The following is a 24,762-nucleotide window of genomic DNA, read 5'->3' as shown; positions in this document are numbered from 1 at the left end:
ACCGGGGATCTCCGCGCCGCGGGCGCGGGGATCCCCGCGTCTCTTCCGGGTCAGCCCGGCCGCTTCGGGTCAGCCCGGCCGCCGGTGCGGAGCCGGGCCGGCTCGCCGGAGCGTGCGGACGGCCACGACCGGAAGCGCGCCGGCGAGCAGCAGCAGGGCCGCGACCTGGCCGTAGACGACCGGGCCGGCGTACGGAAGGGGGCCGGCGGCCCCGGCCGAGTGGATCCGCACGGCGAGGATCAGCACCGCGTACAGCGCGACCGCCAGCGAACGGTGCCCGAGGGCGCGGTCGGCCGACGATCGAGAGCGGACGAGGCAGACGGCGCCGGCGCCGAGCGCGACCCAGCAGTACACGCCGTCCGGGTCCGGGACCAGGCTGGGGAACAGCCGGCCCGCGGCGAAGAGGGCCACCGCGCCGGCCGGAACCGCGGCGAGCCCGCCGACGGGACGCACGGGCGGCGCGTCCCGGTGAAACGCCACCGCGATCGCGAGTGCGGGCACCGACACGGGTACGAGGACGGCGGCCACGGTGCTCCACGACCACACGAACGGCACGGTCAACCGGATCAGCAGCGGAAGCGCGGCGGGGATCGCGAGCAGGCGTGCCGCGCGGCGTCGTCCGCGCACGACCGTGACGTACACGGGGATCCAGAGCAGGTCGAGCAGGTTCCAGGCGACGTGCCCGGCCACGTCGATCCGCGAGGATCCGGCGTTCGCCGTCCGCAGCACGTCACGCGCGTCGTCGGATCCGAAGAAGACGACGTCGAGCAGGCCGAGTGCTCCGGCGCCGGCCAGGATCGCCTGCGCGAGGGCGCCGACGAGGGCGAACAGCCGGACCGTCTGCCCGAAGGCGAACAGGCGCGGCGGTGCGCCGAGGCCGCCGAACCAGACCCGCGTCGCGAGTGCGACGACGCTGGCGGTCTCGGCCAGGTCCGGGCGGCCGAGTGCGTCGTCCTCGGTGTCACCGACGCTCTCGGCGAAGACCGCGATCATCTCCTCCTCCCGCGCCGCCCGGTAGGACGGCGGGAGGATCCGCAGCAGGGCGCGGTACCTCTGGACGATCAGGGGCTCGTCCGGGCCGGAGCGGCCCGTCATGCCCCGCCCTCCGAGAGACGGTCCCGGCGGGCGCGGAGCCGGGACGTCGCGGCCCGTACGTGCACCGACAGGCGGTCGGCCTCGGCGGCGAGGGCGGCCGCCCCGGGGTCCGTCAGCCGGTAGTACCGCCGCAGTCTGCCCTGGTGGACCTCTTCGTGGTCGAGCTCGACCAGCCCGTCGGCCGTCAGGCGGTCCAGCACGCCGTAGAGCGTGCCGATCCGCAGCCGCATGCGCCCGTCGGACAGCCGCTCCACCTCGCCGACGATGCCGTATCCGTGCCGCGGCTCATCGACCAGGGCCGTGAGCACCAGGAATGCCTGTTCGGTCAGCGCTCGGTTCGCCATGAGGCACATCATATATCGGGAGACAAGATATCGTGCGAGACCTGACTACGAGGTGTGACTTGTCGGTGACGTCGTGCTCGCCGCCCCCCGGCGGGTGGGTCCGCCCGGATCGTCAGGCGGACTCGCGGACGACGAGCTCGGGGGACAGGACGACCTGCCGGTGATCGTGGTGCTCCGGGTCGCCGGTCTCCGCGAGCGCGAGCTCGGTCGCCGTACGGCCGAGGTCCGCGCGCGGCCGGCGCACCGTCGTCAGCGGCACGACCGCGGCCGCGGCCAGGTCGATGTCGTCGTACCCCACCACGCTGATCTCCGCGGGCACCTTCACCCCGGCCCGTACGAGCTCGTTGACCAGGCCGATCGCGAGCAGATCGCTCGCGCAGAACACCCCGGTCGGCAAGGGATCGAGTGTGAGCAGCCGGGCCGCCGCCGCCCGCCCGGCCGCGGCGGTCGACTCCGCCTGCTCGAACGTCGTCAGCTCGCGTTCGGTCAGCCCGGCGTTCCGCGCCGCGCGCAGGGCGCCGTGGTGGCGCTCCCGGACCGGCCGGGCGGACAGCGGGCCGGTCACGAACACGAGCCGGCGATGCCGCCGGGGCAGCAGGTGACGGGCCGCCAGCGCCCCGCCCGCCCGGTGGTCGGCCGCCACGGAGCAGACGCGGACGCCGCCCCGGTCGAGCAGCACGACGGCGAGGCCGCGGCCGTGGAGTTCGGCGACGCGGTCCTCGCTGAGGTCGAGCGGGCTGATGAGCACGCCGGAGACGTTCTGTTCCTCGAGGAAGTCGAGGCAGCGCTGCTCCTTGGTGCGGGAGCCGTCGCTCGTGCACCACAGTGCGTCGAACCCGTCGGCGTTCATCGCCGCCTCGGCGGCCCGGCCGACCTCCGTGAGATTCGGGTCGGTCATGCTCGGCAGGACCACGCCGAGGACGTGCCCGCGTCCCTGCCGGAGCTGCCGCGCGGTCTCGTTGCGCACGAAACCGAGCTCGCCGATGGAGGCCTGTACGCGTTCGCGGGTGGCTTCGGCCACGAGATTCGGCCGATTAAGGACATTCGAAACCGTGCCCACCGAGACCCCCGCATGGATCGCCACATCCCGGATGCTGATGCGCGCCAACGCTTCCACCTTCCCGGTGAGACCGATTTCCGCAGGTCGACGAGGGTGAACAACTGTGGCCGATGTGTTATGTAGCGGAACGGATACGACGGTGTACGCGGCGTAACATGCCAACCCTTGACGCTGGGAAGACGGCCGCTTAGCGTTCCGGAGCGGAGCGTACCTTGAAACGATTCACGATCTTGCCGGATCGCTGCGCGAAAGGATGGGGGGCGAGGGCGCACACATGACCCCACCCGGACACGCCGAACTCGGTCCCGGCAACGCCGCCGGGACGTTTCCTCGTGCACCCGAGGCGACGTTCCCGCTCAACTCTCCAACGTATGAATCGTTACCCGGAGTTCCCGCGTCGCGCATCCTCATGCGGGCGGGCGGCCAACTCCGGTCAAGTGCGCCTTCGCCTACCCGTGCCCATGCGGCTGTCGCCGCACCCCCGCAGCCATCACCCGGGATGAGGGAGGACGGAGTGGAACAGGCCACACTCGCACGCCGTGGCACCGACGATCCGCGTCTGAGCGAGGACGAGCTTCGCCTGCTCGCGCAGATCGCCACGGGCGTCACCGCAGATGTGGCGGCGCGGAAACTCGAACTCAGCGCGCGCACCCTGCGGAGGAGGCTGCGATCGATCTGTGACCGGCTCGACGTGAACACCCCCATCGAGGCCGTCGTCTGGGCGGCGCGGCGGCAGCTGATCTGACCCAGTGGGTCCCAGCGGCTAGGGTCCCCTGATTGTGGATATAGCGACCCGTCGCGCCCGCGTCACCGACGTCCGGGCGATCCGGCGGCTCATCGACCTGTACTCCGGGCCGGGCCGCCTGCTGGAGAAGACGACCGTCACCCTCTTCGAGGACGTCCAGGAGTTCTGGGTGGCGGAGGACCGGGCGAGCGCTGAGATCGTCGGATGCGGCGCGCTGCACGTCATGTGGGAGGATCTGGCCGAGGTCCGTTCGGTGGCCGTCGATCCGTCCCGGCGTGGGCATGGCGTGGGGCACCGGATCGTCGCGCGGCTGCTCGACACCGCGCGCGAGCTCGGGGTGCACCGCGTGTTCTGCCTGACGTTCGAGGTGGAGTTCTTCGCCCGGCACGGGTTCGAGCCCCTCAAGGGCACGCCGGTCTCCCCTGTGGTGTACGAGGAGCTGCTGCGCAGTTACGACGACGGCGTGGCGGAGTTCCTCGACCTGGAGCGGGTCAAGCCGAACACCCTGGGCAACACGCGGATGCTGCTGCACCTGGAAGGTGATCGATGAGCGAGCCCTACCCCGTGTACGGCGACCAGGGCGCGTACGGCGGTCCGAGCGCCCACGGCGACCACGGCGGATACCGCGACGGCGGCGCGTACGGCGATCAAGGCGGGTACGGCGACGGCGGCGCGTACGGCGACGGCGGCGCGTACGGCGAGCAGGAGCCGCCCGCGGAATTGCTGCTCGCCCCGATCGCGCGGCGGGCCGCCGCGCGGCTGATCGACGCGGGGCTGCTCGGGGTCGCCGGGTTCGCGCTCATCCTCCCCTTCATGATCGCGGCGGTGGGGCTCAACGAGCCGGGCAGCCACTTCAAGAGCGGCGGCGGCATCTGGTCCGGCACGGCCATCGTCGGCTGGATCCTCGTCGTGGGGGTCCTGCCGTTCGGGTACGAGGCGGTGCAACTCGCGTTGTGGGGCCAGACGCTCGGCAAGCGCGTGCTGCGACTGCGCGTGCTCACCGAAACGGGCGAGCCCCTGACCCCCGCCCGCGCGTCGGCCCGCGCGGCCGTCAACAACATCGTCTATCTCTTCGGCTGCGGACTGGGCACCGTGATGGCGTACCTCTGGGCGATCTGGGACCGGCCCTTGCACCAGAGCCTGCACGACCGGCTGGCGGCCACCGTGGTGGTCGACGACCGAGAGTTCGCGGACGAGTGACCGAGGAGGGCGCCGGCGCCGTCGCGGAGCCGTCACAGCGACTGGTCGCCCGGATCATCGACACCCTCATCGTCGGCGTGCCCGTCGCCACGGGCGCGACCGAGCTGTTCCCCCGCCAGACGGCACAGCACGTCGCCGCGCCCATCGCCTTCGCGGTGGCGTTCTTCCTGTACGAGGCGGTGCAGGTCGCGATCTGGGGATGCACGGTCGGCAAGCGCCTCACCGGCCTGCGGGTGATCTCGGCGACGGGGGAGCGGCCGACCGTGGCGCAGGTGCTCGTCCGGGCGGCGATCTACGCGCTGCCGCCCGCCGCGCGCCCGGTGCCGGTCCTGAACATCCTCGCCGCGATCTTCTGGCTGGCCGAGAACGGCCTGATGTTCGAGGGCTCGTACCGCCAGGCCCTGCACGACCGCGCGGCCGGCACGCTCGTCATCGACGTCCGGCCGTCCGCGCCGGGCCCGGTGGAGGAGCCGCCCGCGCCGGGCTCCGCGCGAGAAGAGGAGCCCGGCGAGCCCGGCCGCGTGGCCGGCCCGGTGGTCGAGCCCGTGGTCGAGCCCGTGGACGAGCCGGGGTCACAGCAGCCGTAGCTGCCGATCCCGGGGCCGTCGGCGTGCCGCCTCCGGGCGGGTCACCAGTTCGGCCGGGAGCGCGCGCAGGAACGGCGAGGGCTCCCGGCGGCGCGTGGACGACAGGTACAGGTGTGTCTGCGCCCGCGTCATGCCGACGAAGAACAGCCGGCGCTCCTCCGCCTCGTCGCTGTCCGGCAGCCGCAGCGGCAGCAGCCCGTCCTCGCAGCCGATGACGAACACGACCGGGAACTCCAGCCCCTTCGCCGCGTGCAGCGTCAGCAGCGCGATCCGGTCCGCGCGCGGGTCGTACGCGTCGACCTCGGCCCCCAGGGCCAGCTCGCCCAGGAACCCTTCCAGGTCGTCGCCGTGGCGGCTGGCGAGCGGCGTCATCAGCTCGGCCGCCGACCGCAGCACCGACTCGTCGTGCACCTCGGCGAGCACGCCCGCCGCGGCGCGGAGCCGGTCGCGCAGGGGCCCGCCGTGGTGTCGCAGCTCGTGGGCGAGCTCCCGGACGCCGGGCCGCCCCAGCAGCCGGTCGTGCGAGCGTTTCTGGTACGGCATGCCGGCCCGCGTGAGGGCCTCCATGACGGGTTCGGACTGCGCGTCGGTCCGGTACAGCACGGCGATGTCGGAGAAGTCCAGGTGGTCGGCGTGGTGGCCGTCGGAGCGCCCGGAGTCCATCGAGTGGAACGACGCCCCGCCGAGCAGCCGGTCGATCGTGCCGACGACGTGATCGGCCTCCGCCTGCGCGTCGGCCGTCTCGTGCACCTGGATGAGCCGGTCGCCGGAGCGCTGCGGGACGAGCGTCCGGTCGGGCACGAGGCTGGTGGCGGCGATCGCGCGTACGGCTCCGTCGACGATCGCGGGCGCCGACCGGTAGTTGCGGGTCAGCTGGACCGTCGTCGCGTCCGCGAAGTCCTCCTGGAAGCGCAGGAAGAATCCGACGTCCGCGCCACGGAAGGAGTAGATGGCCTGGTCCGGGTCGCCGATCGCGGTCAGCCCGCCGTCCCCGAAGCCCGGCCCGGCCGGCCCGCCGTCCGCAGGGCCGCGCCCGGCCGGCCCGCCGTCCACGGGACCCGATCCGGTCAGCAGCCGCAGGAGGGCGTACTGCGTCTCGTCGACGTCCTGGTACTCGTCGACGCTGATCCACGGCCAGCGGTCGCGGTAGGCCCCGGCAAGCCCGGGGTCCTCGCCCAGGAGGCGTACGGGAAGGCGGAGCAGGTCGGTGAAGTCGGCCAGGCCGCGCTCGCGCAGGCGCTTCTCGAACGAGCTGCGGGCCTCGGACCCGTCCCGCCCGCCGTCGCCCTCCGGCCGGTCGAACTCGGCCAGCAGCCGCCGCGCCTCCTTGTCCGAGCCGGTCATCTCCCGGGCGACGTCGAGCCGGTCGGTCTCGTCCGCGATCCGGAAGCCGTCGGGCAGTCCGGCGCGGGCGTGCTGCTCGCGCAGGATCAGCGCGCCCAGGCCGTGGAAGGTCGTCACGGTGAGCCGGTGGGCGCGGCCGGGCAGGAGCGCGTCGAGGCGCTCGCGCATCTCCTCGGCCGCGCGGCGGGTGAACGTGATCGCCAGGCACCGCTCGGGCGGGACGCCGCGCTCGCCGACGAGGTGGGCGATGCGGTGCGTCAGCGTCCGGGTCTTGCCGGTGCCGGGGCCGGCGATGATCAGGAGCGGCCCGCCGGGATGAGCGGCCGCGGCCCGCTGGTCCGGGTCCAGCCCGTCCAGGATCGACGGGTCGCCCTCATCCGCGATGAAGGTGCCGCCCGCCTCCCGGATCGGCGTATCGCCCTCCTCTGGGAGGGATGCGCCGTCCTCCTCCGCCGGGATCGAGTTCTCGGCGGCCTCGACGGCTTCCAGGATGTCCTGCTGGCCCTCGATCGGTGTTTCATCGGGGACGGCCTCTTGGACGGGTTCGTGGGCCTCTGAGGCCGCGGCGGCGGCGCTCTCCAGGGGCGAGGGGCGGTCCTCGGCGCCCGGAACGTCGAACAGGCCGGGTTCGCGGACCGCGGGCGCCGTGTCCCGTACGACCGTGGCGGGCCCGGTCGACGTGGCGGAGGCGGCGGACGGCTCGGGCAGGTCGAACAGCCCCGCGTCGTCGGGCGCGCCCAGGAGGCCGACGGCGCGTTTGCCGTCCCGGCGGAGCTCGCCCTCGTGGAAGAGACGGATGACGCCGTACTCGCCGTCGAATCCGGCGTCGCGGATCACCTCGCCCCGCCGCAGCCGGGCGATCGCCTCGGCCAGGAGCTCGCCGCCCGCCCGGTGTACGTCGTCGAGCGGCACCTCGTCGAGGATCGCCAGCTCCGGCCCGAGGGCCGCCACGAGTTCGGCGATGTGGCCCAGGACGGACTTGGAGCGCGGCCCGACACCGCGGATCTCGCTGACGATCTCCGGGAGGGGGATGAGGTTGCGGAAGTCCGCCGCGCCGTCGGGGCGGCGTCCCTCGGGGTGGTCGGCGAGCTCGTCGACGCGGTACAGCACGCCGACGGTGAGCGGGCGGCCGCAGGACGGGCAGCGGCCGTCCTGCGCCTTGGTCTCCTCGGGTTCCAGGCGTACGCCGCACTTGCGGTGCCCGTCGAGGTGGTACTTGCCCTCTTCGGGGAAGAACTCGACGCTGCCGGCGTAGCCCTCGCCGGTCTCCAGCGCGGCGCGCAGCGCGTAGTAGTCCATCTCCGTCGTGAAGGCCGACGCCTCACGGGCGAGCGCGGGCGGGGAGTGCGCGTCGGAGTTGCTGACGAGGCGGTACCGGTCGAGCGAGCCGACCCGCCAGTTCATCAGGGGGTCGGAGGACAGGCCGGTCTCGACGGCGAAGATGTGGTCGGCGAGGTCGTCGTAGCAGTCCGCGACGGCGTCGAAGCCGGATTTCGATCCCAGGACGGAGAACCACGGGGTCCACACGTGCGCCGGGATGAGGTACGACCCGGGGTCGCTCTGCAGCGTGATCTCCAGGAGGTGCCGGGAGTCGAGGCCGAGGATGGGCCGCCCGTCCGAGGTCAGGTTCCCGATGCGGGACAGGGCGGCGGTGATGCGCTCGGCGGCCTCGAACGAGGGGGCATAAAGAAGGTGATGCACCTTCCGTGTGCGTTCACCCTTTTTGTAGATGGTTGAGATCTCCACCGAGAGCAGAAAGCGCACCGGCGCCCGGCACGCGGGCGGTAGTGTACGGGCCACCCTGCGCTCCAGGTCGGGCCGCAGCCGGAACAGGCCGGGTTCGGCGGGAACCAGGTTCTGCCGCAGCTCCTCCATCCACGCCGGATGCGTGAAATCCCCCGTCCCCACGACCGATACGCCTTTGCGCCCGGCCCACCAGGCCAAGTGTTCAAGGTCACAGTCCTTGCTGCAGGCGCGGGAGTACTTCGAATGGATATGAAGGTCCGCGTAGAACATCCGTCGTCGCCGCCGTCTCTCGATCGTCCGACCCACCCCAATGGATCCTGCCATGTCCCGGGACTTATGATCGCCCGATCGCCGGGGCGGCCGGATTCCCCGGAACCCCTTGCCCCACAGGGGATCCGGGACCCTAGGGCATGGTCGCCGGGCGCATTCCCAAGCGGGGCTGGGGTTAAGGGCGGCTTCGAGACTCTTATTCGCGATGCCGGAGGTGTCGCCAAATCGGAGAGACGCCCGTTTAGTGGGCATGGCCGCGACCGCCGTCACCGGCCCGCCTCCGACCCCGCTCGCTGCGGGAACGCCCATGGCGGCCTCGTACGTTGATCAGTGGGCCCGCGGCCGGCCTCGCCCAATCCCGGCCCTCCCGTGCGGCCCCGCATGGCCGTGGGCGCCGGACCCGAAAGGGGGCGGTGCGCCTCCCGCCTCGGCTCTGGGAGACAATTTCACGGTGAGGATGCAGGCCCAAGAGCACGGCGTTCGGGGCAGGCGTCCGTTAAACCCGACCGAACGGAAGGCGTGGGTTGGATGTGGAAGGACCTGGCTGCCCTCGCGCCGCCTCTCACGGTGGCCGCCGCGTTCTTGGCAGGCGTGTTCTGGGTGGTGCGGCGAGAGATGGGCGGTAAGCGACGGCGCGAACGCACCCCCGAGAAGCGCCGGAGCGGCGAGTAACCCGGGGGGATCCAGAGCGATTGCCGGGGATAACGCTGCGTAACGGGCGTGCTAAACTCTGATCTGTGGTTCGAATTGTCACCGGCCACCGTCGCGGTATATCTTTGGCAACCGAATGCAGTTTGCTCCGGTGAAAGGTCAGTCTCCATGGCAGAGCAGATCATTAAGCGCCTCATCGACGACCTCGATGGTGGCGAGGCGGAGGAGACGGTTCCGTTCTCTATCGACGGTGTCTCCTATGAGATCGATCTCAGCAGCGACAACGCGAAGAAGCTGCGGGATTCTCTGTCGCCGTTCGTGGAGCACGCGCGGAGGGCCGGCGTGGGACGCCGCCGCCGCAGTCGTGCCGCCTCGAGCCGCGAGCGTAGCGCGGACATCCGTGCGTGGGCGAAGGCGCGTGGGATCAAGGTCAACGAGCGCGGGCGCATCCCGGCGACCGTCGTCGAGGAGTACGAGCGCGCGCACTGACCCGCGGCAGAGAGAAGTCAGACCGGCCCGTTGCCCGAGTTTTGTCGGCGGCGGGCCGTTCGCTTGCGGCGTACGGGGAACATCCCGGGCCCGCGCGGTAGTTGGATGAGGATGAACAGCCCTAGCCCGGGGAATCTTCTCTGGTACGGCGCCGAGGTAGGGACCGCGGGGCGGGCTAGCATGCGGGAGGACAGGGTCGGACATCCCGGCTACTGCCCGACCGCTCTGTGAGGAGCGACGAGATGTTCGAGAGGTTTACGGACCGCGCGCGGCGGGTTGTCGTCCTGGCTCAGGAAGAGGCCAGGATGCTCAACCACAACTACATCGGCACCGAGCACATCCTCTTGGGCCTCATCCACGAGGGCGAGGGTGTTGCCGCCAAGGCTCTGGAGAGCCTGGGCATCAGCCTCGAGGCCGTCCGCCAGCAGGTCGAAGAGATAATCGGCCAGGGGCAGCAGGCACCTTCGGGACACATCCCGTTCACTCCGCGGGCGAAGAAGGTCCTTGAGCTGTCGCTGCGAGAGGCGCTGCAGCTCGGCCACAACTACATCGGGACCGAGCACATCCTGCTGGGCCTGATCCGCGAGGGTGAGGGTGTGGCGGCCCAGGTCCTGGTGAAGCTCGGGGCCGACCTGAACCGCGTCCGCCAGCAGGTGATCCAGCTGCTGCACGGCTACCAGGGCAAGGAGCCGGCGTCGTCCGGCGGCCCGTCGGAGGCTGCGCCTTCGACCTCGCTCGTGCTGGACCAGTTCGGCCGCAACCTGACCCAGGCCGCGCGCGAGGGCAAGCTCGACCCCGTCATCGGGCGAGAGAAAGAGATCGAGCGGGTCATGCAGGTGCTGTCCCGCCGTACCAAGAACAACCCGGTGCTGATCGGGGAGCCCGGCGTCGGCAAGACCGCCGTCGTGGAGGGCCTGTCCCAGAAGATCGTCAAGGGCGAGGTCCCCGAGACGCTCAAGGACAAGCAGCTCTACACGCTGGACCTCGGCGCGCTGGTCGCCGGTTCCCGCTACCGCGGTGACTTCGAAGAGCGCCTGAAGAAGGTCCTCAAGGAGATCCGCACGCGCGGCGACATCATCCTGTTCATCGACGAGCTGCACACGCTCGTCGGCGCGGGCGCCGCCGAGGGCGCGATCGACGCCGCCAGCATCCTCAAGCCGATGCTGGCCCGCGGCGAGCTGCAGACCATCGGCGCGACGACGCTGGACGAGTACCGCAAGTACCTCGAGAAGGACGCCGCGCTGGAGCGGCGCTTCCAGCCGATCCAGGTGGCCGAGCCGTCGCTCAGCCACACGATCGAGATCCTCAAGGGCCTGCGGGACCGCTACGAGGCACACCACCGCGTGTCGATCACCGACGCCGCACTGGTGGCCGCCGCCCAGCTCGCCGACCGCTACATCAGCGACCGGTTCCTGCCGGACAAGGCGATCGACCTCATCGACGAGGCCGGCTCGCGGATGCGCATCCGCCGCATGACCGCGCCGCCGGACCTGCGCGAGTACGACGAGAAGATCGCCGACGTGCGCCGGGACAAGGAGTCCGCGATCGACGCGCAGGACTTCGAGAAGGCCGCCGCGCTGCGCGACAAGGAGAAGCAGCTTCTCCAGGCCAAGGCGCAGCGGGAGAAGGAATGGAAGGCCGGCGACATGGACGTCGTCGCCGAGGTCACCGAGGAGCTCATCGCCGAGGTCCTCGCGACGGCCACCGGCATCCCGGTCTTCAAGCTCACCGAGGAGGAGTCCGCGCGGCTGCTCCGCATGGAGGACGAGCTCCACAAGCGGGTCATCGGCCAGAACGACGCCATCAAGGCGCTGTCCCAGTCGATCCGCCGCACCCGCGCGGGCCTGAAGGACCCGAAGCGTCCCGGTGGTTCGTTCATCTTCGCCGGCCCGTCCGGTGTCGGTAAGACCGAGCTGTCCAAGACGCTCGCCGAGTTCCTGTTCGGCGACGAGGACGCGCTGATCCAGCTGGACATGTCCGAGTTCATGGAGAAGCACACGGTCTCGCGGCTGTTCGGCTCCCCGCCCGGCTACGTCGGGTACGAAGAGGGCGGCCAGCTGACCGAGAAGGTCCGCCGCAAGCCGTTCTCCGTGGTCCTGTTCGACGAGATCGAGAAGGCCCACCCGGACATCTTCAACTCGCTGCTGCAGATCCTGGAGGACGGTCGCCTGACCGACGCCCAGGGCCGGGTCGTGGACTTCAAGAACACCGTCGTGATCATGACGACGAACCTCGGCACCCGGGACATCTCCAAGGGCGTCTCCGTCGGCTTCGCCCGGGAGAACGACCAGCAGGGGTCGTACGACCGGATGAAGGCGAAGGTCCAGGAGGAGCTCAAGCAGCACTTCCGGCCGGAGTTCCTCAACCGTGTCGACGACATCGTCGTCTTCCACCAGCTCACCCCGGTGGAGATCATCGAGATCGTCGACCTCATGATCGCCAAGGTGGACGAGCGGCTGAAGGACCGCGACATGGGCATCGAGCTTCGCCAGGAGGCCAAGGACCTGCTGGCCGAGCGCGGCTACGACCCGGTGCTCGGCGCGCGTCCGCTGCGCCGCACGATCCAGCGGGAGATCGAGGACAACCTGTCCGAGAAGATCCTGTACAACGAGCTCCGTGCCGGCGAGATCGTGATCGTCGGCGTCGAGGGCACCGGCGAGACCGCCAAGTTCACCTTCACCGGTGAGCCCAAGCCGGGTTCGGTGCCCGACTCCCCGCCGCCCGCGGCCGAGTCGGTCAACCGCCCGTAGTCCCGCCCGATCGTCCCGAGGCCCCGCGTTCCGAGAGCGCGGGGCCTTCGGCATTCTGTTGGGCGTTCGGCATCGCAGCTATCAGAGGAGATGGGACCGAATGGAGTACGTGAAGCTCGGCACGACCGGTTTGGACGTGTCCCGGATCTGCGTGGGGTGCATGAGCTTCGGCGTGCCCGACCGGGGGAACCACGAGTGGACCCTGGACGAGGAGCAGAGCCGCCCGGTGATCCGCCGTGCCGTCGAGGCGGGGATCAACTTCTTCGACACCGCCAACGTCTACTCCGACGGCACGAGTGAGGAGATCGTCGGCCGGGCCCTGGCGGAGTACGCCCGGCGGGACGAGATCGTGCTGGCGACCAAGGTGCACGGGCGGATGCGGCCGGGCCCGAACGGCGGCGGCCTGTCCCGTAAGGCCATCATGACGGAGATCGACAACAGCCTGCGCCGCCTCGGCACCGACTACGTCGACCTCTACCAGATCCACCGCTGGGACCCCTCGACGCCGATCGAGGAGACCATGGAGGCGCTGCACGACGTGGTGAAGGCCGGCAAGGCCCGCTACATCGGTGCCTCGTCCATGTGGGCGTGGCAGTTCGCCAAGGCGCAGTTCACCGCCGAGCGGAATGGGTGGACACGCTTCGTGACGATGCAGAACCACTACAACCTCCTCTACCGCGAGGAGGAGCGCGAGATGATGCCGTTCTGCGCGGACCAGGGCGTCGGCGTCATCCCGTGGAGCCCGCTGGCCCGCGGCCGCCTCGCCCGCGCCTGGGACGAGACGACGCACCGCGCCGCCACGGACGAGTTCGGTAAGACCCTCTACCAGGAGGGCGACCGGGAGATCGTCGAGGCGGTCACCGCGATCGCCGAGGCCCGCGGCGTGACCCGCGCCCAGGTGGCCCTCGCCTGGGTGCTGAGCAAGCCGTTCGTGAGCGCGCCGATCGTCGGCATGGGCAAGGACCGCCACCTCGACGACGCCCTGGCGGCGCTGGAGCTGCGGCTCACCGGCGACGAGATCGCCCGCCTCGAGAAGCCCTACACCCCCCACCCGGTCGCCGGCTTCTAGATCCCTTCGGGCATCCGCGTGAACGTCGCGCGGATGCCCGAAGCCGATCTTGTTGTGAAAGATTCACGGGTTTCGTTGACGGGCTGCGAAGAGCTGTGTGCGATGGGAGCGCTCCCACGACGAAAGGACGCTCCGTGCGCACTGCCCCCGCACTGCTCTCGGTCGCGCTCGCCGCCGCCCTCGGCGGCGGCGTGATCGCGGCACGGCCCGCCCAGGCCGCCACCGGCCCCGCTCTCGCCGTCGACACGACGGCCGCCCGGCACGCGATCAGCCCCTACATCTACGGCATGAACTTCGCCGACGAGGCCCTCGCCCGTGACCTGCGCCTGCCGGTACGGCGCTGGGGCGGCAACGCCACCTCCCGCTACAACTTCCGCAACGACACCACCAACCGCGCCGCCGACTGGTTCTTCGAGAACATCCCCAACGACAACCCCGACCCGTCCACGCTGCCCGACGGCTCGGAGACCGACCGCTTCGTCGACCAGGACCAGGCCACCGGCACGAAGACCATCCTCACCCTCCCGATGATCGGCTGGGTGGCGAAGGACCGGGCGAAGGCGTGCGGGTTCAGCGTGGCGAAGTACGGCCCGCAGCAGCAGACCGACCAGTGGGCACCGGACTGCGGGAACGGCGTCACCCCGGACGGCACCCAGATCACCGGCAACGACCCGACGGACACCAGCGTCGAGGTCGGCCCGCAGTACGCCAAGGACTGGATCGCCCACCTGAAGAGCCGCTACGGCGGCGCCGCCGACGGCGGAGTGCGCTTCTACGACCTGGACAACGAGCCGGACATCTGGCACAGCACCCAGCGGGACGTCCGCCCCACCGGCCTCGGTTACGACGAGCTCCGTGACCGTACGTACCAGTGGGGCGCGGCGGTGAAGGAGGCCGACCCGGACGCCAAGACCCTCGGACCGGTCGGCTGGGGCCTGAACTCGATCTTCTATTCCGGCCTCGATCAAGACCAGTGCAACCGCACCGGCTGCTGGTCGAACCCGCCGGACAAGGCCGCGCACGGCGGCGAGGACCTCGGGCCGTGGTACCTCGACCAGCTGCGCGCGTACGAGCAGGCGCACGGCACCCGCATCCTGGACTACTTCGACATCCACCTGTACCCGCAGCAGTCCGGCGTCTCGAGCAGCGATCCGGGCGACGCGACCACCAAGGCGCTGCGCCTGCGCTCCACCCGCCAGCTCTGGGACCCGACGTACGTCGACGAGAGCTGGATCAACCAGCCGGTGCAGATGATCCCGAGGATGCGCGCCCTGGTCGACCAGCACTATCCCGGGACGAAGACCGCCATGACCGAGTACAGCTGGGGCGCCTTCGGCGACCTCAACGGGGCGCTCGCCGAGGCGGACGTCCTCGGCATCTTCGGCCGCGAGGGACTCGACATGGCCGACCTGTGGACCGCGCCCACGAGCGACCAGCCGGTGGCCGACGCGTTCCGGATCTACCGGAACTACGACGGCAAGGGCGGGGCGTTCGGCGAGACGTCGGTCAAGGCGACCAGCGAGGACCAGGGCAAGCTCGCGATCTACGCCGCCGAGCGATCCAGCGACAAGGCGCTCACGATGGTCGTCGTGAACAAGACCGGTGACGACCTGGCCGCCCCGGTCGCGCTCACCGGCGCCTCCGCCGGCACCGCGCAGGTCTACCGCTACAGCTCCGCCGACCTGACCGGCGTCGTACGGCAGGCCGACCAGCCCGTCACCGCGAGCGGCTTCAACGCCACCTTCCCGGCCAACTCGATCACCATGGTGGTGCTGCCGAGCGGCGGTGACACGCAGCAGCCGACCGCACCGGGCAAGCCCGTCGCCGGGACGGTCACGAGCAACAGCGTCGCCCTGAGCTGGACGCCGTCGGCCGGCGGCGTTGTGACCGGCTACGACGTGCTCCGCGTCGACGGCGACACGACGACCCAGGTAGGCGCCACCACCGGCACGTCGTACACGGTGACCGGCCTCACCCCGGACACCTCCTACACGTTCGCCGTCCGGGCCCGCGACAAGGCCGGCAACGTCTCACCGCTCTCGCCCTCGCTGACCGTACGGACGGCGGCCACGTCGGCGGGAACCTGCAAGGTCGCGTACGCGATCGGCAGCAGCTGGCCGGGCGGCTTCACCGCGAGCGTCTCCATCACCAACACCGGTACGAAGGCGGTCGACGCGTGGAAGCTGGCGTTCGACTTCCCCGACGCCGGTCAGCGGGTCACCCAGGGCTGGTCCGCGACGTGGACCCAGACCGGCAAGAGCGTCACCGCGGCCGGCCTGAGCTGGAACGGCCACCTGAACCCCGGCGCGTCGACCACGGTCGGCTTCAACGGCACCTGGTCAGGCCAGAACCCCGTCCCGACGGCCTTCACCCTGAACGGCCAGAAGTGCGGTAGCTGATCACAATGCCGGGGCCCGCCACCGCACGGGCCCCGGCTCAGGTCTCGTCGTCGACCGGTGCGGCTTCGTCGTTCGTGGCCGGTACGGCCGGAGGGACGGTCTGCGCCCACGCGGCCCAATCGGCCAGCGACTCGTAGAGCCGGGCCGCCGCCTCGATCGCCACGCGCATGGAGCGGGTCTGCGGGGATCGGCGCCGGTCGGCCGCCGTACCGCAGGCGGCGGCTGAGCGCGGACGGCCACGAGCTGCGGCTCGCCGTGAACTACCTGGCTCCGGCGCTGCCGGCACGGCGGCTGACGCCGGCCCTGCGCGACGGGGCGCCCGCCCGGATCGTCAACGTCGGCTCGGTCGGCCAGGCCCCGGTCGACTTCGCCGACCCGCGGATGGACGCCGGCTACAGCGGTGCCCAGGCCTACTACCGCAGCAAGTTCGCGCTGGCCGCCTTCACCTTCGATCTCGCGGGTGAACTCGCGAGCGACGGGATCACCGTCAACTGCCTGCACCCCGCGACGTTCATGAACACCCACATGGCCCGGGAGGCGATGATGCCGCCCATGTCCACGGTGGGCACGGGCGCGAAGGCGGTGCTGAACCTCGCGGCCGGCCCGGCCGGCGGCGCCGTCACGGGCCGGTACTTCGACGGTGAGAGCGAGGCGAGGGCACACGAGGGCACGTACGACCCGGCGATCCGCGCCCGGCTGCGCACCCTCACGGCCGAGCTGCTGGCGCCCTTCCTCGGCGACGATGCCCGGAGCGGCGTGCGATAGCCGGCTCAGCGTCCGGTCGCGCCGTCGACGCGCTCGCGAAGCAGGTCGGCGTGGCCGTTGTGACACTCGATCTCGCGGGCGTCGGTCCCGGCGCCGGGGATGACGGCGGAAAGCCGCCGGATCCTGAACGCGCACCTGCCTACCGTTACGGCTCATGCAGCAGAGTCGCGCCATCGTCCAGGGCGCCTGGGACGCGTTCGCCAGCCACGACGCCGAGCGGATCGGAGCGGTCTTCACCGAAGACGCCGAGTGGCTCGCCCCGCCGGGGAACGCGACCGCCCTCGCGCTGAAGGCCCCCAGCCACATGGTCGGCAAGAAGGCGATCGTGCGCTTCCTCGCCGAGGACTTCCCTCGTTTCTTCGTACGTGACGTCACCGTCACGTTCCACGGGATCTACGCGGCCGACGACCGGGTGATCGTGGAGGAGACCATGACGGCGACCCTCGCCAACGGCAACCACTACGCCAACGACTACTGCTTCGTCTTCGAACTCCAGGACGGCCTGATCCACCGGGTCCGCGAGTACATGGACACGGCCCGCGGGCACCGCATGGTCTTCGGCGGCGGAGGCGGACCAGGGTCTGCGGACGCTGGGACACCCACCCGGCGCGCCGCCGGCGATGAGCACTGATCCGCGCGGCCCCTCAGGAGGATGGGGTTCTTCACCGGCGCTGTCCCCTGAGCGGGGACAAATCCCTCCTCAGGTGACGGCTTGGATCGGGTGGGGTGCCTCCGGAGCGGATCAGGTCGGCGTGGCCGTTGTGCCGGGCGTACTCCTGAATCATCGTCGTGTACACCCAGCGGAGGGTCATCTCGACGCCGACGCGAGGGTCGAGGAAGGTCTCGTCGAGCGAGCGCCCCGACGTCACCTCCTGGACGAGCTCGATCTCCCGGACGTACGCCGCCAGGTCCGCCTCCGCATCGGCGTCCGCCACGTCGAACTTGGCGTTCAAGTCCTCATCGGTGCAGTAGAGATAGCCGGGCCGCTGCCCGGCGAAGCGGTACCGGAACCAGTCACGCTCCACCTCGGCCATGTGACGGACCAGGCCGAGCAGCGACAGGCCGGACGGCTCGACGCACGGCCGCTTGAGCTGCTCGGCGGTCAGCCCCCCGCACTTCCACAACAGCGTCCGCCGATGATGATCCAACCAGGTATCCAGCGTCGTACGCTCATCCGCGGTGACCGCCTGAAGATGGGCCGAATCGCGCCGCGCCTCCGGTGCCGTCCAGGCCATACGCTGGCCGCCTATCAGGACTGGTCGGCTCCGTCGGACCACTCGGTGACCTCGACGCAGTTGGAGTCTCCGGTGCCGCTATAGGTGGCCTTGCGCCATTCACGCATGTTGTTACGCCTCCTCCGCGTATGCCTCGATCATCTCTGCGGAAAGGTCCGGTGGCAACGCCAGGGCGGCGAGTTGCTGAAAGGCCCGGTGTGCCCGAAGCACCTCACCCGGAGTGTCGATCAGCTGACCGCGTGGCCAGCCGTCGGAGTACGCGACGTCAGGCTCTTCGGGAAGACACATGATGGTGATCGGCCCATCGATTGCTTCGTGCAGGCACGCAGAGAACGGAAGGACCTGGATGGTGACGTTCCGGCGAGGAGCACCCAGCGCCTGTAGCTGCTCGCGCATGGCCGCCGGATCACCGATTCGGCGGCATAGGACCGCTTCGTCGATGATCGCGTGAAGGAGAGGCGGATGTTCCCGGTCGAAGATTCGCTGACGCCGCATTCGGAGCTGAACCAGGTCTTCGACCTCTTCTGGAGATAGATGTCGGCGGGCTCGATGTACTAAGCGGGCGTACTGCTCCGTCTGGAGTAGCCCTGGCACCAGTCTCATGTCGTATTCGCAGATCGCGTCTGCGCGTTGTTCGAGTTCGATGCGGTCGCCGAAGGGGGTGCTGTCGTCCTGGGCCTTCTTGGAGAGTTCGGTCATGACGCCGGGGAGGTTGAAGAGGGCGTCGGCGTGTTCGCCGAGGCCGGGTGGGGGTTTGCGGCGGCCCTGCTCGACGGAGGCGACCGTCCAGACGGACCACGGGACGCGCTCGGCGAGTTGTTCGCGAGGCCAGCCCAGGCGTTCGCGGTGACGGCGTAGTTCGGTGCCGAAGTAGGCGACGAAGCCGGAGGAGTTCGTCATGGATACGGGCTCCTTGTACGCGTCGGGGGAGAACTGAGGGGTACGAGCTGGAACAATTCCGCAGCGTAATCACCCGGTGACACCATCGTCAGGCAGATGGCGAAGTCCGATCACAGGAGGTCACCGTGCTGATGAAGGTCGAGGGCGTGTACGTCTCCACCTGCGCCCACATCCCCGAGAACACGACGCTGCGGGTCGTGTGGCACGAGGACGAGGAGATCACGTCCATCCGGTTCGGCGAGGACGAACTCCTCGTCGTCGAACTCGACGACGGCCTGATCCCCACGCTCTTCGAGGCCGTACAGGCCGCTCATCGGCCTCAGCCCGACGCGGTCTGATCCGGCGCCCGGCTCTGTCGTGCCGTCAGCGGGGGAGGGCGAAGCGGCCGTCGTCCAGGGGGTCGATGAGGCCGTCCTCGATGAGCGACGAGAGGGCGCGCTCGCGCTGGCGTACGTCGTCCCAGGCGTCGTCCAGCGCCGCGCGCTCCACGGGGCCGCTGGCGTGCCGCAGAACGGCGAGGAGACGGCCCCGGCACTGGCGGTCGGTCCCGGCGTACGTCTGGCCCTTACGGGCGGGGCCGTCGTACGCGGGCTTGCCCGCCAGCCGCCAGGCGCAGGAGGCGGTGACCGGGCAGTCGGCGCAGCGGGGGGTCCGTGCCGTGCAGACGAGTGCGCCCAGTTCCATCACGGCCACGCCCCAGGTCGCGGCCGTCTCGGCGTCCGGCGGCAGCAGCGACTCGGCGAGGCGGACCTCGGCGGCCGTCTGCGTCTTCGGCGGGTACTCCACGCCGGTGACCATCCGGGCCAGCACGCGGCGCACGTTGGTGTCCAGGACGGCGTGCCGCTGCCGGTAGGCGAAGCTCGCCACCGCGGCGGCGGTGTACGCGCCGACGCCCGGCAGCGCCCGCAGGTCGTCGTACGCCGAGGGCACCTGCCCGTCGTGGCGCTCGACGATCGCGCGGGCGCTCGCGTGCAGGTTCAGCGCGCGCCGGGGATAGCCCAGCCGGCCCCAGGCGCGGACGGCCTCTCCGGGCGGCTCGGCGGCCAGCGCGGCGGGAGTGGGCCATCGGGTCAGCCACGCCTCGTACGCGGGCAGCACCCGGGAGACCGGCGTCTGCTGCAGCATGATCTCGCTGACCAGGACCGCCCAGGGGGAGGCGTCCGGCCGGCGCCACGGCAGATCCCGGGCGTTCTGGGCGTACCAGCTGAGAATGGGTTCGGCGTAGGTAGGTCGGTGCATGGTGAGTTCGATCCTGGCACGGCGGGTCGCGATGGCACGCACTGATCAAAAAAGGATACTCAGCGTATGGACTCCGACACGCACGGGGACCTGGGGGAGGCGGACGCCTACTGGCGCCGCCGGGTCTACGTCCTCGCCGGGGGGATCACCGCCATCGGCCTGATGGCGTGGGCCTGCTCGGGTCCCGATCACAAGAAGCCGGCGGCCCAGGTGCGCGATACCGCCGCCTCGATGACGCCGCCGCAGGTCACCGCCACTCCGGTGGTGACGCCGGTTGCTCCGACGTTGACGCCGACGCCGACGCCGACGGTGACGGTCACGGTGACCGCCGGGGTGCCGCTCGCGAAGCCGCGCAGCGGTGATCCCTGTGACGAGGCGGACGTCGTCGTCGGGCTCACGTCCACCAAGGACGTCTACCAGGACAAGGAACACCCGCGGTTCCGGATCAGCGTGGTGAACACCGGCCACCGGCCCTGCACGTTCGACGTGGGAGCGAAGGCGCTGCGGCTGCGGATCACCTCCGGCTCGGACCGCGTCTGGTCGTCCGACCGGTGCGCCGACCGTCCCGCCTCCGACCTCCGGGTCCTCCGGCGGGGTGTGCCGTACATCGCGGACGTCGACTGGGACCGTACGCGCTGCGGCGGCGACTCGCGCGCCCGGCCGGGGACGTACGTCGTCGCGGCCAAGAGCGGCGGCGTCCGGACCCAGAGCCAGGTCTTCCGCCTGCGTTAGGTGCGCTGTTCGGTGGATCGCCGAAGCGGCGGATTCGTCGGCACAACGGACGAACACCGCAAACACGCCCTGGCCGCGGCAACGTCAGTACATGGGCGGCATAAAACGGTGCCGCCGGTGTTGACGGGATGGAAGGTACGAATGGCTCACCTCGGGCGGCGGCCGGGAAGGCAGGGCGATGAGCGACATCGACGAGCGGATAATCGAGGAATTTCGGGCGAACGCGGGGCAGGTCGGCGGCCAACTGGCCGCCCTGAAAGGCGAGGAGCGCGACCGGACCTGGGCCACCGTGGTACAGCACTACCCCGTCTTCGGCGACTACGAGAAGACCGCCGGCATCCGCACGATCCCGGTGGTGGAGCTGACCCGCGTGCACTCCGGACGGGAATGAGCGCCCCCGGCCGGGACGTACGTCGTCGCAACTCCGTTCAACGCCGCCGCTCTCTCGTCCGCGCCGGTGCGCCCGGTCGCGTTGGGCGTTGTCTCCTTTGGGCCTGCGGTGTTCCGTGAGCCCGTTCGCACACAAAGTGCCTGAACGATCTCCGCTAAGCGCTCGGCGCTCGAATCCCCATTTCGGGCTCTGGCGCGCTCAGGGACATAACGCACCATCTCGGGCAGTTCGTGCGAGTAGACGGCCTCGGAAACGATGCCCCCGCCCGGCCGGGGAACGTACGTCGGCGCGGCTCTGATCACGCGGCACTGGGCGACCGCAGGTCACGCCGGACAGGCGCTGGTCGCGAAGTGACGGTCGGCAACTCACTACGCGGACGGCAGAGAGCATCGCCGCTGTTGACGGGATGAAAAGTGTGAATGCGGCGACTCCTGGTTCTGCGGCGGCAAAGTGGCCACTGCGGCGGTGAAGCAGGTATCTCAGTGGGCCCGCACCATCGACGTGGTGACCGGGCGCGGCGGATTCATGGGTCACGGCACTGTGGCCCCGCCGGGACGATCCGGCACCAGGCAGGTCCGCTGTGTCGGCGAGGACGGGAATCCGCATCTCTGTCGCCAGGACGGGTAGAGGCGGGCCGAGAAGGATCCACGGTGCAAGGGAGTCGACATGAGCGCTCAGGACAAGGCGGCCAACACCGGCGACAAGATCAAGGGTAAGGCGAAGGAAGCGGCGGGCAGGCTCACCGGGAATGAGCGGCTGGAGGCCGAGGGCCAGGCCGACCAGGTCAAGGGTGACGCGAAGCAGGCGGGCGAAAAGATCAAGGACGTCTTCAAGGACTGAGCCCGGTCCCTTCCGAACGCGCGGTCGCAGCCCGGAGGGTTGCGGCCGCGCGTTGATTCCGTCGCCGGCGATTCCAGCACGGCCCTCGGCGCCTCCCGGCGCTTCCGGCGCTGCTCCCGGTGGCCCGCGCCGGTCATCGGCGGTGCGCCCGTCATCGGTAGCCGCGCCGGTCGTCGGTAGTCGCGCCGGTCGTCGGCGGCCGGGCCGGTGGGGGCGGCCGGGGCGCGTCAGACGTAGCGTTCGAGGATGGAGGACTCGGCCAGGCGGGAGAGGCCCTCGCGGACGCTGCGGGCGCGGGACTCGCCGACCCCGCCGACCGACTGCAGGTCGTCGATGCTGGCGGCGAGGAGCTTCTGCAGGCCGCCGAAGTGCTCGACGAGGCGCTCCATCAGCAGGCCGGGCAGGCGGGGGACCTTCGCGAGCAGCCGGTAGCCCTTCGGGCTGACCGGCGTGTCCAGCGGGTCGTTGCCGCCGAAGTCCAGGACGTCGGCCACCGTGGCCAGGTCGAGGAGCTCGGAGGCCGACAGCTGGTTGAGCGCGGCGAGGACCTCCTCGACCGAACGGGTGTGGTTCTCCGGCTGGTAGTCGCGGACGATCAGCTCGCGGTCGACGTCGACGCCGGAGACCAGCTCGTCGAGCTGCAGGGACAGCAGCCGCCCGTCCGTGCCGAGCTCGACGACGTAGCCGTTGATCTCGTCGGCGATGCGGCGCACCATCTCCAGGCGCTGCACGACGGCGCTGACGTCGCGGGCGGTGACGAGGTCCTCGATCTCCAGCGCCGACAGGGTGCCGGAGACCTCGTCCAGGCGCAGCTTGTAGCGCTCCAGCGTGGCGAGGGCCTGGTTGGCGCGGGACAGGATGGCCGCCGAGTCCTCCAGGACGTAGCGCTGGCCGTCGAGGTAGAGGGCGATGATCCGCATCGACTGGCTGACCGACAGCACCGGGTAGCCGGTCTGGCGGGCGACCCGCTCGGCCGTACGGTGCCGGGTGCCGGACTCCTCGGTCGGGATCGTCGGATCCGGCATGAGGTGCACGCCGGCGCGCACGATGCGGGTGCAGCCGGCGTCGATGACGATCGCGCCGTCCATCTTGGCCAGCTCGCGGAGCCGGGTGGAGGAGAACTCGACGTCGAGCTCGAATCCACCCGTGCACAGGCCGGCGACGACACGGTCGTAGCCCATCACGATCAACGCGCCGGTGTGACCCCGAAGGATGCGTTCCAGCCCGTCGCGGAGCTGCGTCCCCGGAGCGACGGCGGCAAGGGTTGCGCGGCGTCGCTCGTCTCTGCCCTTGTCTTGTGCTGGCACGTGACCCCCGGAGGTCTCTGAACGGCGGTCAGTTTATCGGTGAACGCCCGAACGCCGACCCGCTCCCCTCGCCCGAACGACGGCCGGCGCGGTCACGCGTCCGCGCCTGCCGTCGCGAACGCGAAGGCGAGCGCCGTCCAAACGTCGTCCACTTCTGTCACTTGCATACCCTCATCCGTCACGATCGTGCCACTGGTGCGGCCGGAAGTGGGATCGAGCGACCCGCCGGGCACGATGGCGCGCCGGTAGCCGAGCCGGGCGGCCTCCGAGAGCCGCCGCTTGGCCGCCTGCACGCCGCGCACCTCGCCGGCCAGGCCGACCTCGCCGAAGGCGACCAGGTCGGAGGGGAGCGTCGCGTCGTTGGCCGCCCCGGTGACGGCGAGTGCCACGGCCAGGTCGACGGACGGCTCGCTGAGCCGTACGCCGCCGACCGTCGCGGCGTACACGTCGCGGTCGTGCAGCTTGATGCGGCAGCGGCGCTGCAGCACCGCGAGCATCATCGCGATCCGGGCGGAGTCGAGCCCGGACGTCATGCGGCGCGGGTTGGCCAGCGGCGAGGGGGCGACGAGCGACTGCACCTCCGCCACCAGCGGCCGCCGGCCCTCCAGGGTCACCGTCACGCAGGTGCCCGGCGCGGGCTTCTCCTGGCGGGTCAGGAACAGGCCGCTGGGATCGGCCAGCCCGATGATCCCCATCTCCGACAGGTCGAAGCAGCCGAGCTCGTCGGTGGGACCGTAGCGGTTCTTCACCGCGCGGATCATGCGAAGCCGGCTGTGCCGGTCGCCCTCGAAGTAGAGCACGACGTCGACGAGGTGCTCCAGGACGCGCGGACCGGCGATCGAACCGTCCTTGGTCACGTGGCCGACGACGACGGTCGTGATGCCGCGCTCCTTGGCGACCCGGATCAGGTTGGCCGCGACCTCCCGGACCTGGCTGACCCCACCGGCCGCGCCGTCGACCTCGGCCGAGCCGATCGTCTGAATCGAGTCGACCACGACGAGCTCCGGGGCGACGGCGTCGATCTGCCCGAGGACGGCCGCCAGGTCGGTCTCGGAGGCGAGGTAGAGCCGGTCGGCGATCGCGCCGATCCGGTCGGCCCGCAGCCGCACCTGCTCCGCGGACTCCTCGCCCGTGACGTACAGCGCGGTGCCGCGGTCGGCGTGCAGCGCCGCGACCTCGAGCAGCAGGGTGGACTTGCCGATGCCGGGCTCGCCGGCCAGCAGCAGCACCGCGCCGGGCACCAGCCCGCCGCCGAGCACGCGGTCGAGCTCGTCCAGCCCGGTGGCGGCGGTCTGCGCGGCCTGCACGTCGACCTCGCCGATCGGCCGGGCCGGCGCGCTCACGGGGCCGGGCGTCACGACCCGCGCCGGCTTGGCCGCGCCCGCCACGTCCACCGTGCCCCACGCCTGGCACTCACCGCAGCGCCCGACCCACTTGGAGGTCTGCCAACCGCACTCGGTGCAGCGGTACGCCTGCTTCACGCTCTTCGCCATGCCCGCGACTGTACGGCCCGCCGCCGACAAATGAGAGTGACCTAGGTGACTGCCGGTGACATAGTAGTCACTGACCGACTTCGGACAAGGATATTGACGGAGCCTGTCCGT

Annotated in this window: 25 protein-coding genes; 14 read left to right on the top strand and 11 right to left on the bottom strand. The window is 70.8% G+C overall.

All coding sequences use genetic code 11. The features are described from left to right. Window positions 1-69: 69 nt before the first annotated feature. From NE235_RS14325 to NE235_RS14315, 3 genes are all read right to left on the bottom strand, one after another. Window positions 70-1,095 (bottom strand): hypothetical protein, encoded by a 1,026-nt coding sequence (locus NE235_RS14325; protein ID WP_252802834.1) that lies wholly within the window; start codon window positions 1,093-1,095, stop codon window positions 70-72. Then, complete coding sequence (locus NE235_RS14320) at window positions 1,092-1,439, bottom strand: PadR family transcriptional regulator (RefSeq protein ID WP_252802832.1); 348 nt, start codon at window positions 1,437-1,439, stop codon at window positions 1,092-1,094. The genes NE235_RS14325 and NE235_RS14320 overlap by 4 nt, the downstream gene beginning before the upstream one ends. 112 nt (window positions 1,440-1,551) lie before the next feature. Continuing rightward, window positions 1,552-2,523, bottom strand: a complete 972-nt coding sequence (locus NE235_RS14315) for a LacI family DNA-binding transcriptional regulator (RefSeq protein ID WP_308206083.1) — start codon at window positions 2,521-2,523, stop codon at window positions 1,552-1,554. Between the two features lie 490 nt (window positions 2,524-3,013). Here NE235_RS14315 and NE235_RS14310 point away from each other — a divergent pair, with 490 nt between their 5' ends. Genes NE235_RS14310 through NE235_RS14295 form a run of 4 tightly spaced genes read left to right on the top strand, consistent with a single transcriptional unit; the run spans window position 3,014 to window position 5,031 of the window. After that, entirely contained in the window at window positions 3,014-3,244 is a 231-nt protein-coding gene (locus NE235_RS14310) for a transcriptional regulator (protein WP_252840607.1), read from the top strand. A gap of 34 nt (window positions 3,245-3,278) precedes the next feature. Further along, window positions 3,279-3,794 (top strand): amino-acid N-acetyltransferase, encoded by a 516-nt coding sequence (locus tag NE235_RS14305; protein ID WP_252802830.1) that lies wholly within the window; start codon window positions 3,279-3,281, stop codon window positions 3,792-3,794. Then, the gene (locus NE235_RS14300; protein WP_252802828.1) at window positions 3,791-4,444 is read left to right on the top strand and encodes an RDD family protein; all 654 of its coding nucleotides are present in this window, start codon (window positions 3,791-3,793) and stop codon (window positions 4,442-4,444) included. The genes NE235_RS14305 and NE235_RS14300 overlap by 4 nt, the downstream gene beginning before the upstream one ends. Next, on the top strand, window positions 4,441-5,031 hold the full coding sequence (locus NE235_RS14295) for an RDD family protein (RefSeq protein ID WP_252802826.1): 591 nt from the start codon (window positions 4,441-4,443) through the stop codon (window positions 5,029-5,031). The genes NE235_RS14300 and NE235_RS14295 overlap by 4 nt, the downstream gene beginning before the upstream one ends. Here NE235_RS14295 and NE235_RS14290 read toward each other — a convergent pair. Next, the gene (locus tag NE235_RS14290; protein WP_406567574.1) at window positions 5,017-8,445 is read right to left on the bottom strand and encodes a UvrD-helicase domain-containing protein; all 3,429 of its coding nucleotides are present in this window, start codon (window positions 8,443-8,445) and stop codon (window positions 5,017-5,019) included. The two genes, NE235_RS14295 and NE235_RS14290, sit on opposite strands and share 15 nt — an antisense overlap. 765 nt (window positions 8,446-9,210) lie before the next feature. Between NE235_RS14290 and NE235_RS14285 the strand changes: the two genes are divergently transcribed. From NE235_RS14285 to NE235_RS14270, 4 genes are all read left to right on the top strand, one after another. Beyond that, window positions 9,211-9,531: a histone-like nucleoid-structuring protein Lsr2 gene (locus NE235_RS14285; protein ID WP_252779361.1), complete on the top strand. Its 321-nt coding sequence runs from the start codon at window positions 9,211-9,213 to the stop codon at window positions 9,529-9,531. Between the two features lie 242 nt (window positions 9,532-9,773). Then, the gene (locus tag NE235_RS14280; RefSeq protein ID WP_252802824.1) at window positions 9,774-12,281 is read left to right on the top strand and encodes an ATP-dependent Clp protease ATP-binding subunit; all 2,508 of its coding nucleotides are present in this window, start codon (window positions 9,774-9,776) and stop codon (window positions 12,279-12,281) included. Between the two features lie 100 nt (window positions 12,282-12,381). Then, on the top strand, window positions 12,382-13,350 hold the full coding sequence (locus NE235_RS14275) for an aldo/keto reductase (RefSeq protein WP_252802822.1): 969 nt from the start codon (window positions 12,382-12,384) through the stop codon (window positions 13,348-13,350). A 134-nt stretch (window positions 13,351-13,484) separates the two neighbouring features. Then, window positions 13,485-15,749, top strand: coding sequence for a glycoside hydrolase family 44 protein (locus NE235_RS14270; RefSeq protein WP_252802820.1), 2,265 nt, complete (start codon window positions 13,485-13,487; stop codon window positions 15,747-15,749). A 37-nt stretch (window positions 15,750-15,786) separates the two neighbouring features. On the opposite strand, the gene NE235_RS37350 is transcribed toward NE235_RS14270, so the two are convergent. Continuing rightward, entirely contained in the window at window positions 15,787-15,918 is a 132-nt protein-coding gene (locus NE235_RS37350; protein WP_289848693.1) for a hypothetical protein, read from the bottom strand. A gap of 17 nt (window positions 15,919-15,935) precedes the next feature. On the opposite strand from NE235_RS37350, the gene NE235_RS14265 reads away from it, so the two are divergent. Both NE235_RS14265 and NE235_RS14260 read left to right on the top strand, forming a co-directional pair. Then, window positions 15,936-16,514 (top strand): SDR family NAD(P)-dependent oxidoreductase, encoded by a 579-nt coding sequence (locus NE235_RS14265; RefSeq protein ID WP_308206082.1) that lies wholly within the window; start codon window positions 15,936-15,938, stop codon window positions 16,512-16,514. 154 nt (window positions 16,515-16,668) lie between these two features. Further along, on the top strand, window positions 16,669-17,145 hold the full coding sequence (locus tag NE235_RS14260) for a nuclear transport factor 2 family protein (protein WP_252802816.1): 477 nt from the start codon (window positions 16,669-16,671) through the stop codon (window positions 17,143-17,145). Between the two features lie 31 nt (window positions 17,146-17,176). On the opposite strand, the gene NE235_RS14255 is transcribed toward NE235_RS14260, so the two are convergent. The 3 genes from NE235_RS14255 to NE235_RS14245 are packed head-to-tail and all read right to left on the bottom strand — an operon-like array spanning window position 17,177 to window position 18,649. Further along, complete coding sequence (locus NE235_RS14255) at window positions 17,177-17,749, bottom strand: DinB family protein (RefSeq protein ID WP_289848611.1); 573 nt, start codon at window positions 17,747-17,749, stop codon at window positions 17,177-17,179. 14 nt (window positions 17,750-17,763) lie between these two features. Further along, window positions 17,764-17,856 (bottom strand): DUF397 domain-containing protein, encoded by a 93-nt coding sequence (locus tag NE235_RS14250; protein WP_252802812.1) that lies wholly within the window; start codon window positions 17,854-17,856, stop codon window positions 17,764-17,766. A 4-nt stretch (window positions 17,857-17,860) separates the two neighbouring features. Further along, on the bottom strand, window positions 17,861-18,649 hold the full coding sequence (locus tag NE235_RS14245; RefSeq protein WP_252802809.1) for a helix-turn-helix domain-containing protein: 789 nt from the start codon (window positions 18,647-18,649) through the stop codon (window positions 17,861-17,863). Between the two features lie 125 nt (window positions 18,650-18,774). Here NE235_RS14245 and NE235_RS14240 point away from each other — a divergent pair, with 125 nt between their 5' ends. Then, a complete protein-coding gene (locus NE235_RS14240) occupies window positions 18,775-18,987 on the top strand; it encodes a hypothetical protein (protein WP_252802807.1) in 213 nt (70 codons plus the stop codon). 25 nt (window positions 18,988-19,012) lie between these two features. On the opposite strand, the gene NE235_RS14235 is transcribed toward NE235_RS14240, so the two are convergent. Further along, window positions 19,013-19,888 carry an HhH-GPD family protein gene (locus NE235_RS14235; protein WP_252802805.1) on the bottom strand — a complete coding sequence of 292 codons (876 nt, stop codon included), beginning with the start codon at window positions 19,886-19,888 and terminating at the stop codon, window positions 19,013-19,015. Between the two features lie 66 nt (window positions 19,889-19,954). On the opposite strand from NE235_RS14235, the gene NE235_RS14230 reads away from it, so the two are divergent. The 3 genes from NE235_RS14230 (at window position 19,955) to NE235_RS14220 (ending at window position 21,851) form a co-directional block, all read left to right on the top strand. Beyond that, a complete protein-coding gene (locus NE235_RS14230; RefSeq protein WP_252802803.1) occupies window positions 19,955-20,620 on the top strand; it encodes a hypothetical protein in 666 nt (221 codons plus the stop codon). A 178-nt stretch (window positions 20,621-20,798) separates the two neighbouring features. Beyond that, the gene (locus NE235_RS14225; RefSeq protein ID WP_252802801.1) at window positions 20,799-21,011 is read left to right on the top strand and encodes a PNPOx family protein; all 213 of its coding nucleotides are present in this window, start codon (window positions 20,799-20,801) and stop codon (window positions 21,009-21,011) included. Between the two features lie 666 nt (window positions 21,012-21,677). Further along, the gene (locus tag NE235_RS14220; RefSeq protein WP_252802799.1) at window positions 21,678-21,851 is read left to right on the top strand and encodes a CsbD family protein; all 174 of its coding nucleotides are present in this window, start codon (window positions 21,678-21,680) and stop codon (window positions 21,849-21,851) included. A 227-nt stretch (window positions 21,852-22,078) separates the two neighbouring features. Here the strand turns inward: NE235_RS14220 and disA are convergent, their stop codons facing one another. Both disA and radA read right to left on the bottom strand, forming a co-directional pair. Next, a complete protein-coding gene (gene disA / locus NE235_RS14215) occupies window positions 22,079-23,158 on the bottom strand; it encodes a DNA integrity scanning diadenylate cyclase DisA (protein WP_252802789.1) in 1,080 nt (359 codons plus the stop codon). 92 nt (window positions 23,159-23,250) lie between these two features. Further along, a complete protein-coding gene (radA, locus tag NE235_RS14210; RefSeq protein ID WP_252802787.1) occupies window positions 23,251-24,651 on the bottom strand; it encodes a DNA repair protein RadA in 1,401 nt (466 codons plus the stop codon). Window positions 24,652-24,762: the final 111 nt, after the last annotated feature.

This window comes from Actinoallomurus spadix (assembly GCF_024055725.1).
In the GTDB taxonomy this organism is placed as follows: domain Bacteria; phylum Actinomycetota; class Actinomycetes; order Streptosporangiales; family Streptosporangiaceae; genus Actinoallomurus; species Actinoallomurus spadix.
This window is presented reverse-complemented; position numbering and strand designations above follow the sequence as displayed.

Excerpts from the sequence above, each read along its gene's own strand:
- NE235_RS14275 (WP_252802822.1), top strand. The coding sequence starts at position 12,382 with ATGGAGTACGTGAAGCTCGGCACGACCGGTTTGGACGTGTCCCGGATC.
- NE235_RS14300 (WP_252802828.1), top strand. The coding sequence starts at position 3,791 with ATGAGCGAGCCCTACCCCGTGTACGGCGACCAGGGCGCGTACGGCGGT.
- NE235_RS37350 (WP_289848693.1), bottom strand. The coding sequence starts at position 15,918 with ATGCGCGTGGCGATCGAGGCGGCGGCCCGGCTCTACGAGTCGCTGGCC.
- NE235_RS14245 (WP_252802809.1), bottom strand. The coding sequence starts at position 18,649 with ATGACGAACTCCTCCGGCTTCGTCGCCTACTTCGGCACCGAACTACGC.
- NE235_RS14220 (WP_252802799.1), top strand. The coding sequence starts at position 21,678 with ATGAGCGCTCAGGACAAGGCGGCCAACACCGGCGACAAGATCAAGGGT.
- NE235_RS14325 (WP_252802834.1), bottom strand. The coding sequence starts at position 1,095 with ATGACGGGCCGCTCCGGCCCGGACGAGCCCCTGATCGTCCAGAGGTAC.
- NE235_RS14280 (WP_252802824.1), top strand. The coding sequence starts at position 9,774 with ATGTTCGAGAGGTTTACGGACCGCGCGCGGCGGGTTGTCGTCCTGGCT.
- NE235_RS14225 (WP_252802801.1), top strand. The coding sequence starts at position 20,799 with ATGAGCGACATCGACGAGCGGATAATCGAGGAATTTCGGGCGAACGCG.
- NE235_RS14255 (WP_289848611.1), bottom strand. The coding sequence starts at position 17,749 with ATGGCCTGGACGGCACCGGAGGCGCGGCGCGATTCGGCCCATCTTCAG.
- NE235_RS14290 (WP_406567574.1), bottom strand. The coding sequence starts at position 8,445 with ATGGCAGGATCCATTGGGGTGGGTCGGACGATCGAGAGACGGCGGCGA.
- NE235_RS14285 (WP_252779361.1), top strand. The coding sequence starts at position 9,211 with ATGGCAGAGCAGATCATTAAGCGCCTCATCGACGACCTCGATGGTGGC.
- NE235_RS14250 (WP_252802812.1), bottom strand. The coding sequence starts at position 17,856 with ATGCGTGAATGGCGCAAGGCCACCTATAGCGGCACCGGAGACTCCAAC.
- NE235_RS14235 (WP_252802805.1), bottom strand. The coding sequence starts at position 19,888 with ATGCACCGACCTACCTACGCCGAACCCATTCTCAGCTGGTACGCCCAG.
- NE235_RS14230 (WP_252802803.1), top strand. The coding sequence starts at position 19,955 with ATGGACTCCGACACGCACGGGGACCTGGGGGAGGCGGACGCCTACTGG.
- radA (WP_252802787.1), bottom strand. The coding sequence starts at position 24,651 with ATGGCGAAGAGCGTGAAGCAGGCGTACCGCTGCACCGAGTGCGGTTGG.
- NE235_RS14320 (WP_252802832.1), bottom strand. The coding sequence starts at position 1,439 with ATGGCGAACCGAGCGCTGACCGAACAGGCATTCCTGGTGCTCACGGCC.
- NE235_RS14260 (WP_252802816.1), top strand. The coding sequence starts at position 16,669 with ATGCAGCAGAGTCGCGCCATCGTCCAGGGCGCCTGGGACGCGTTCGCC.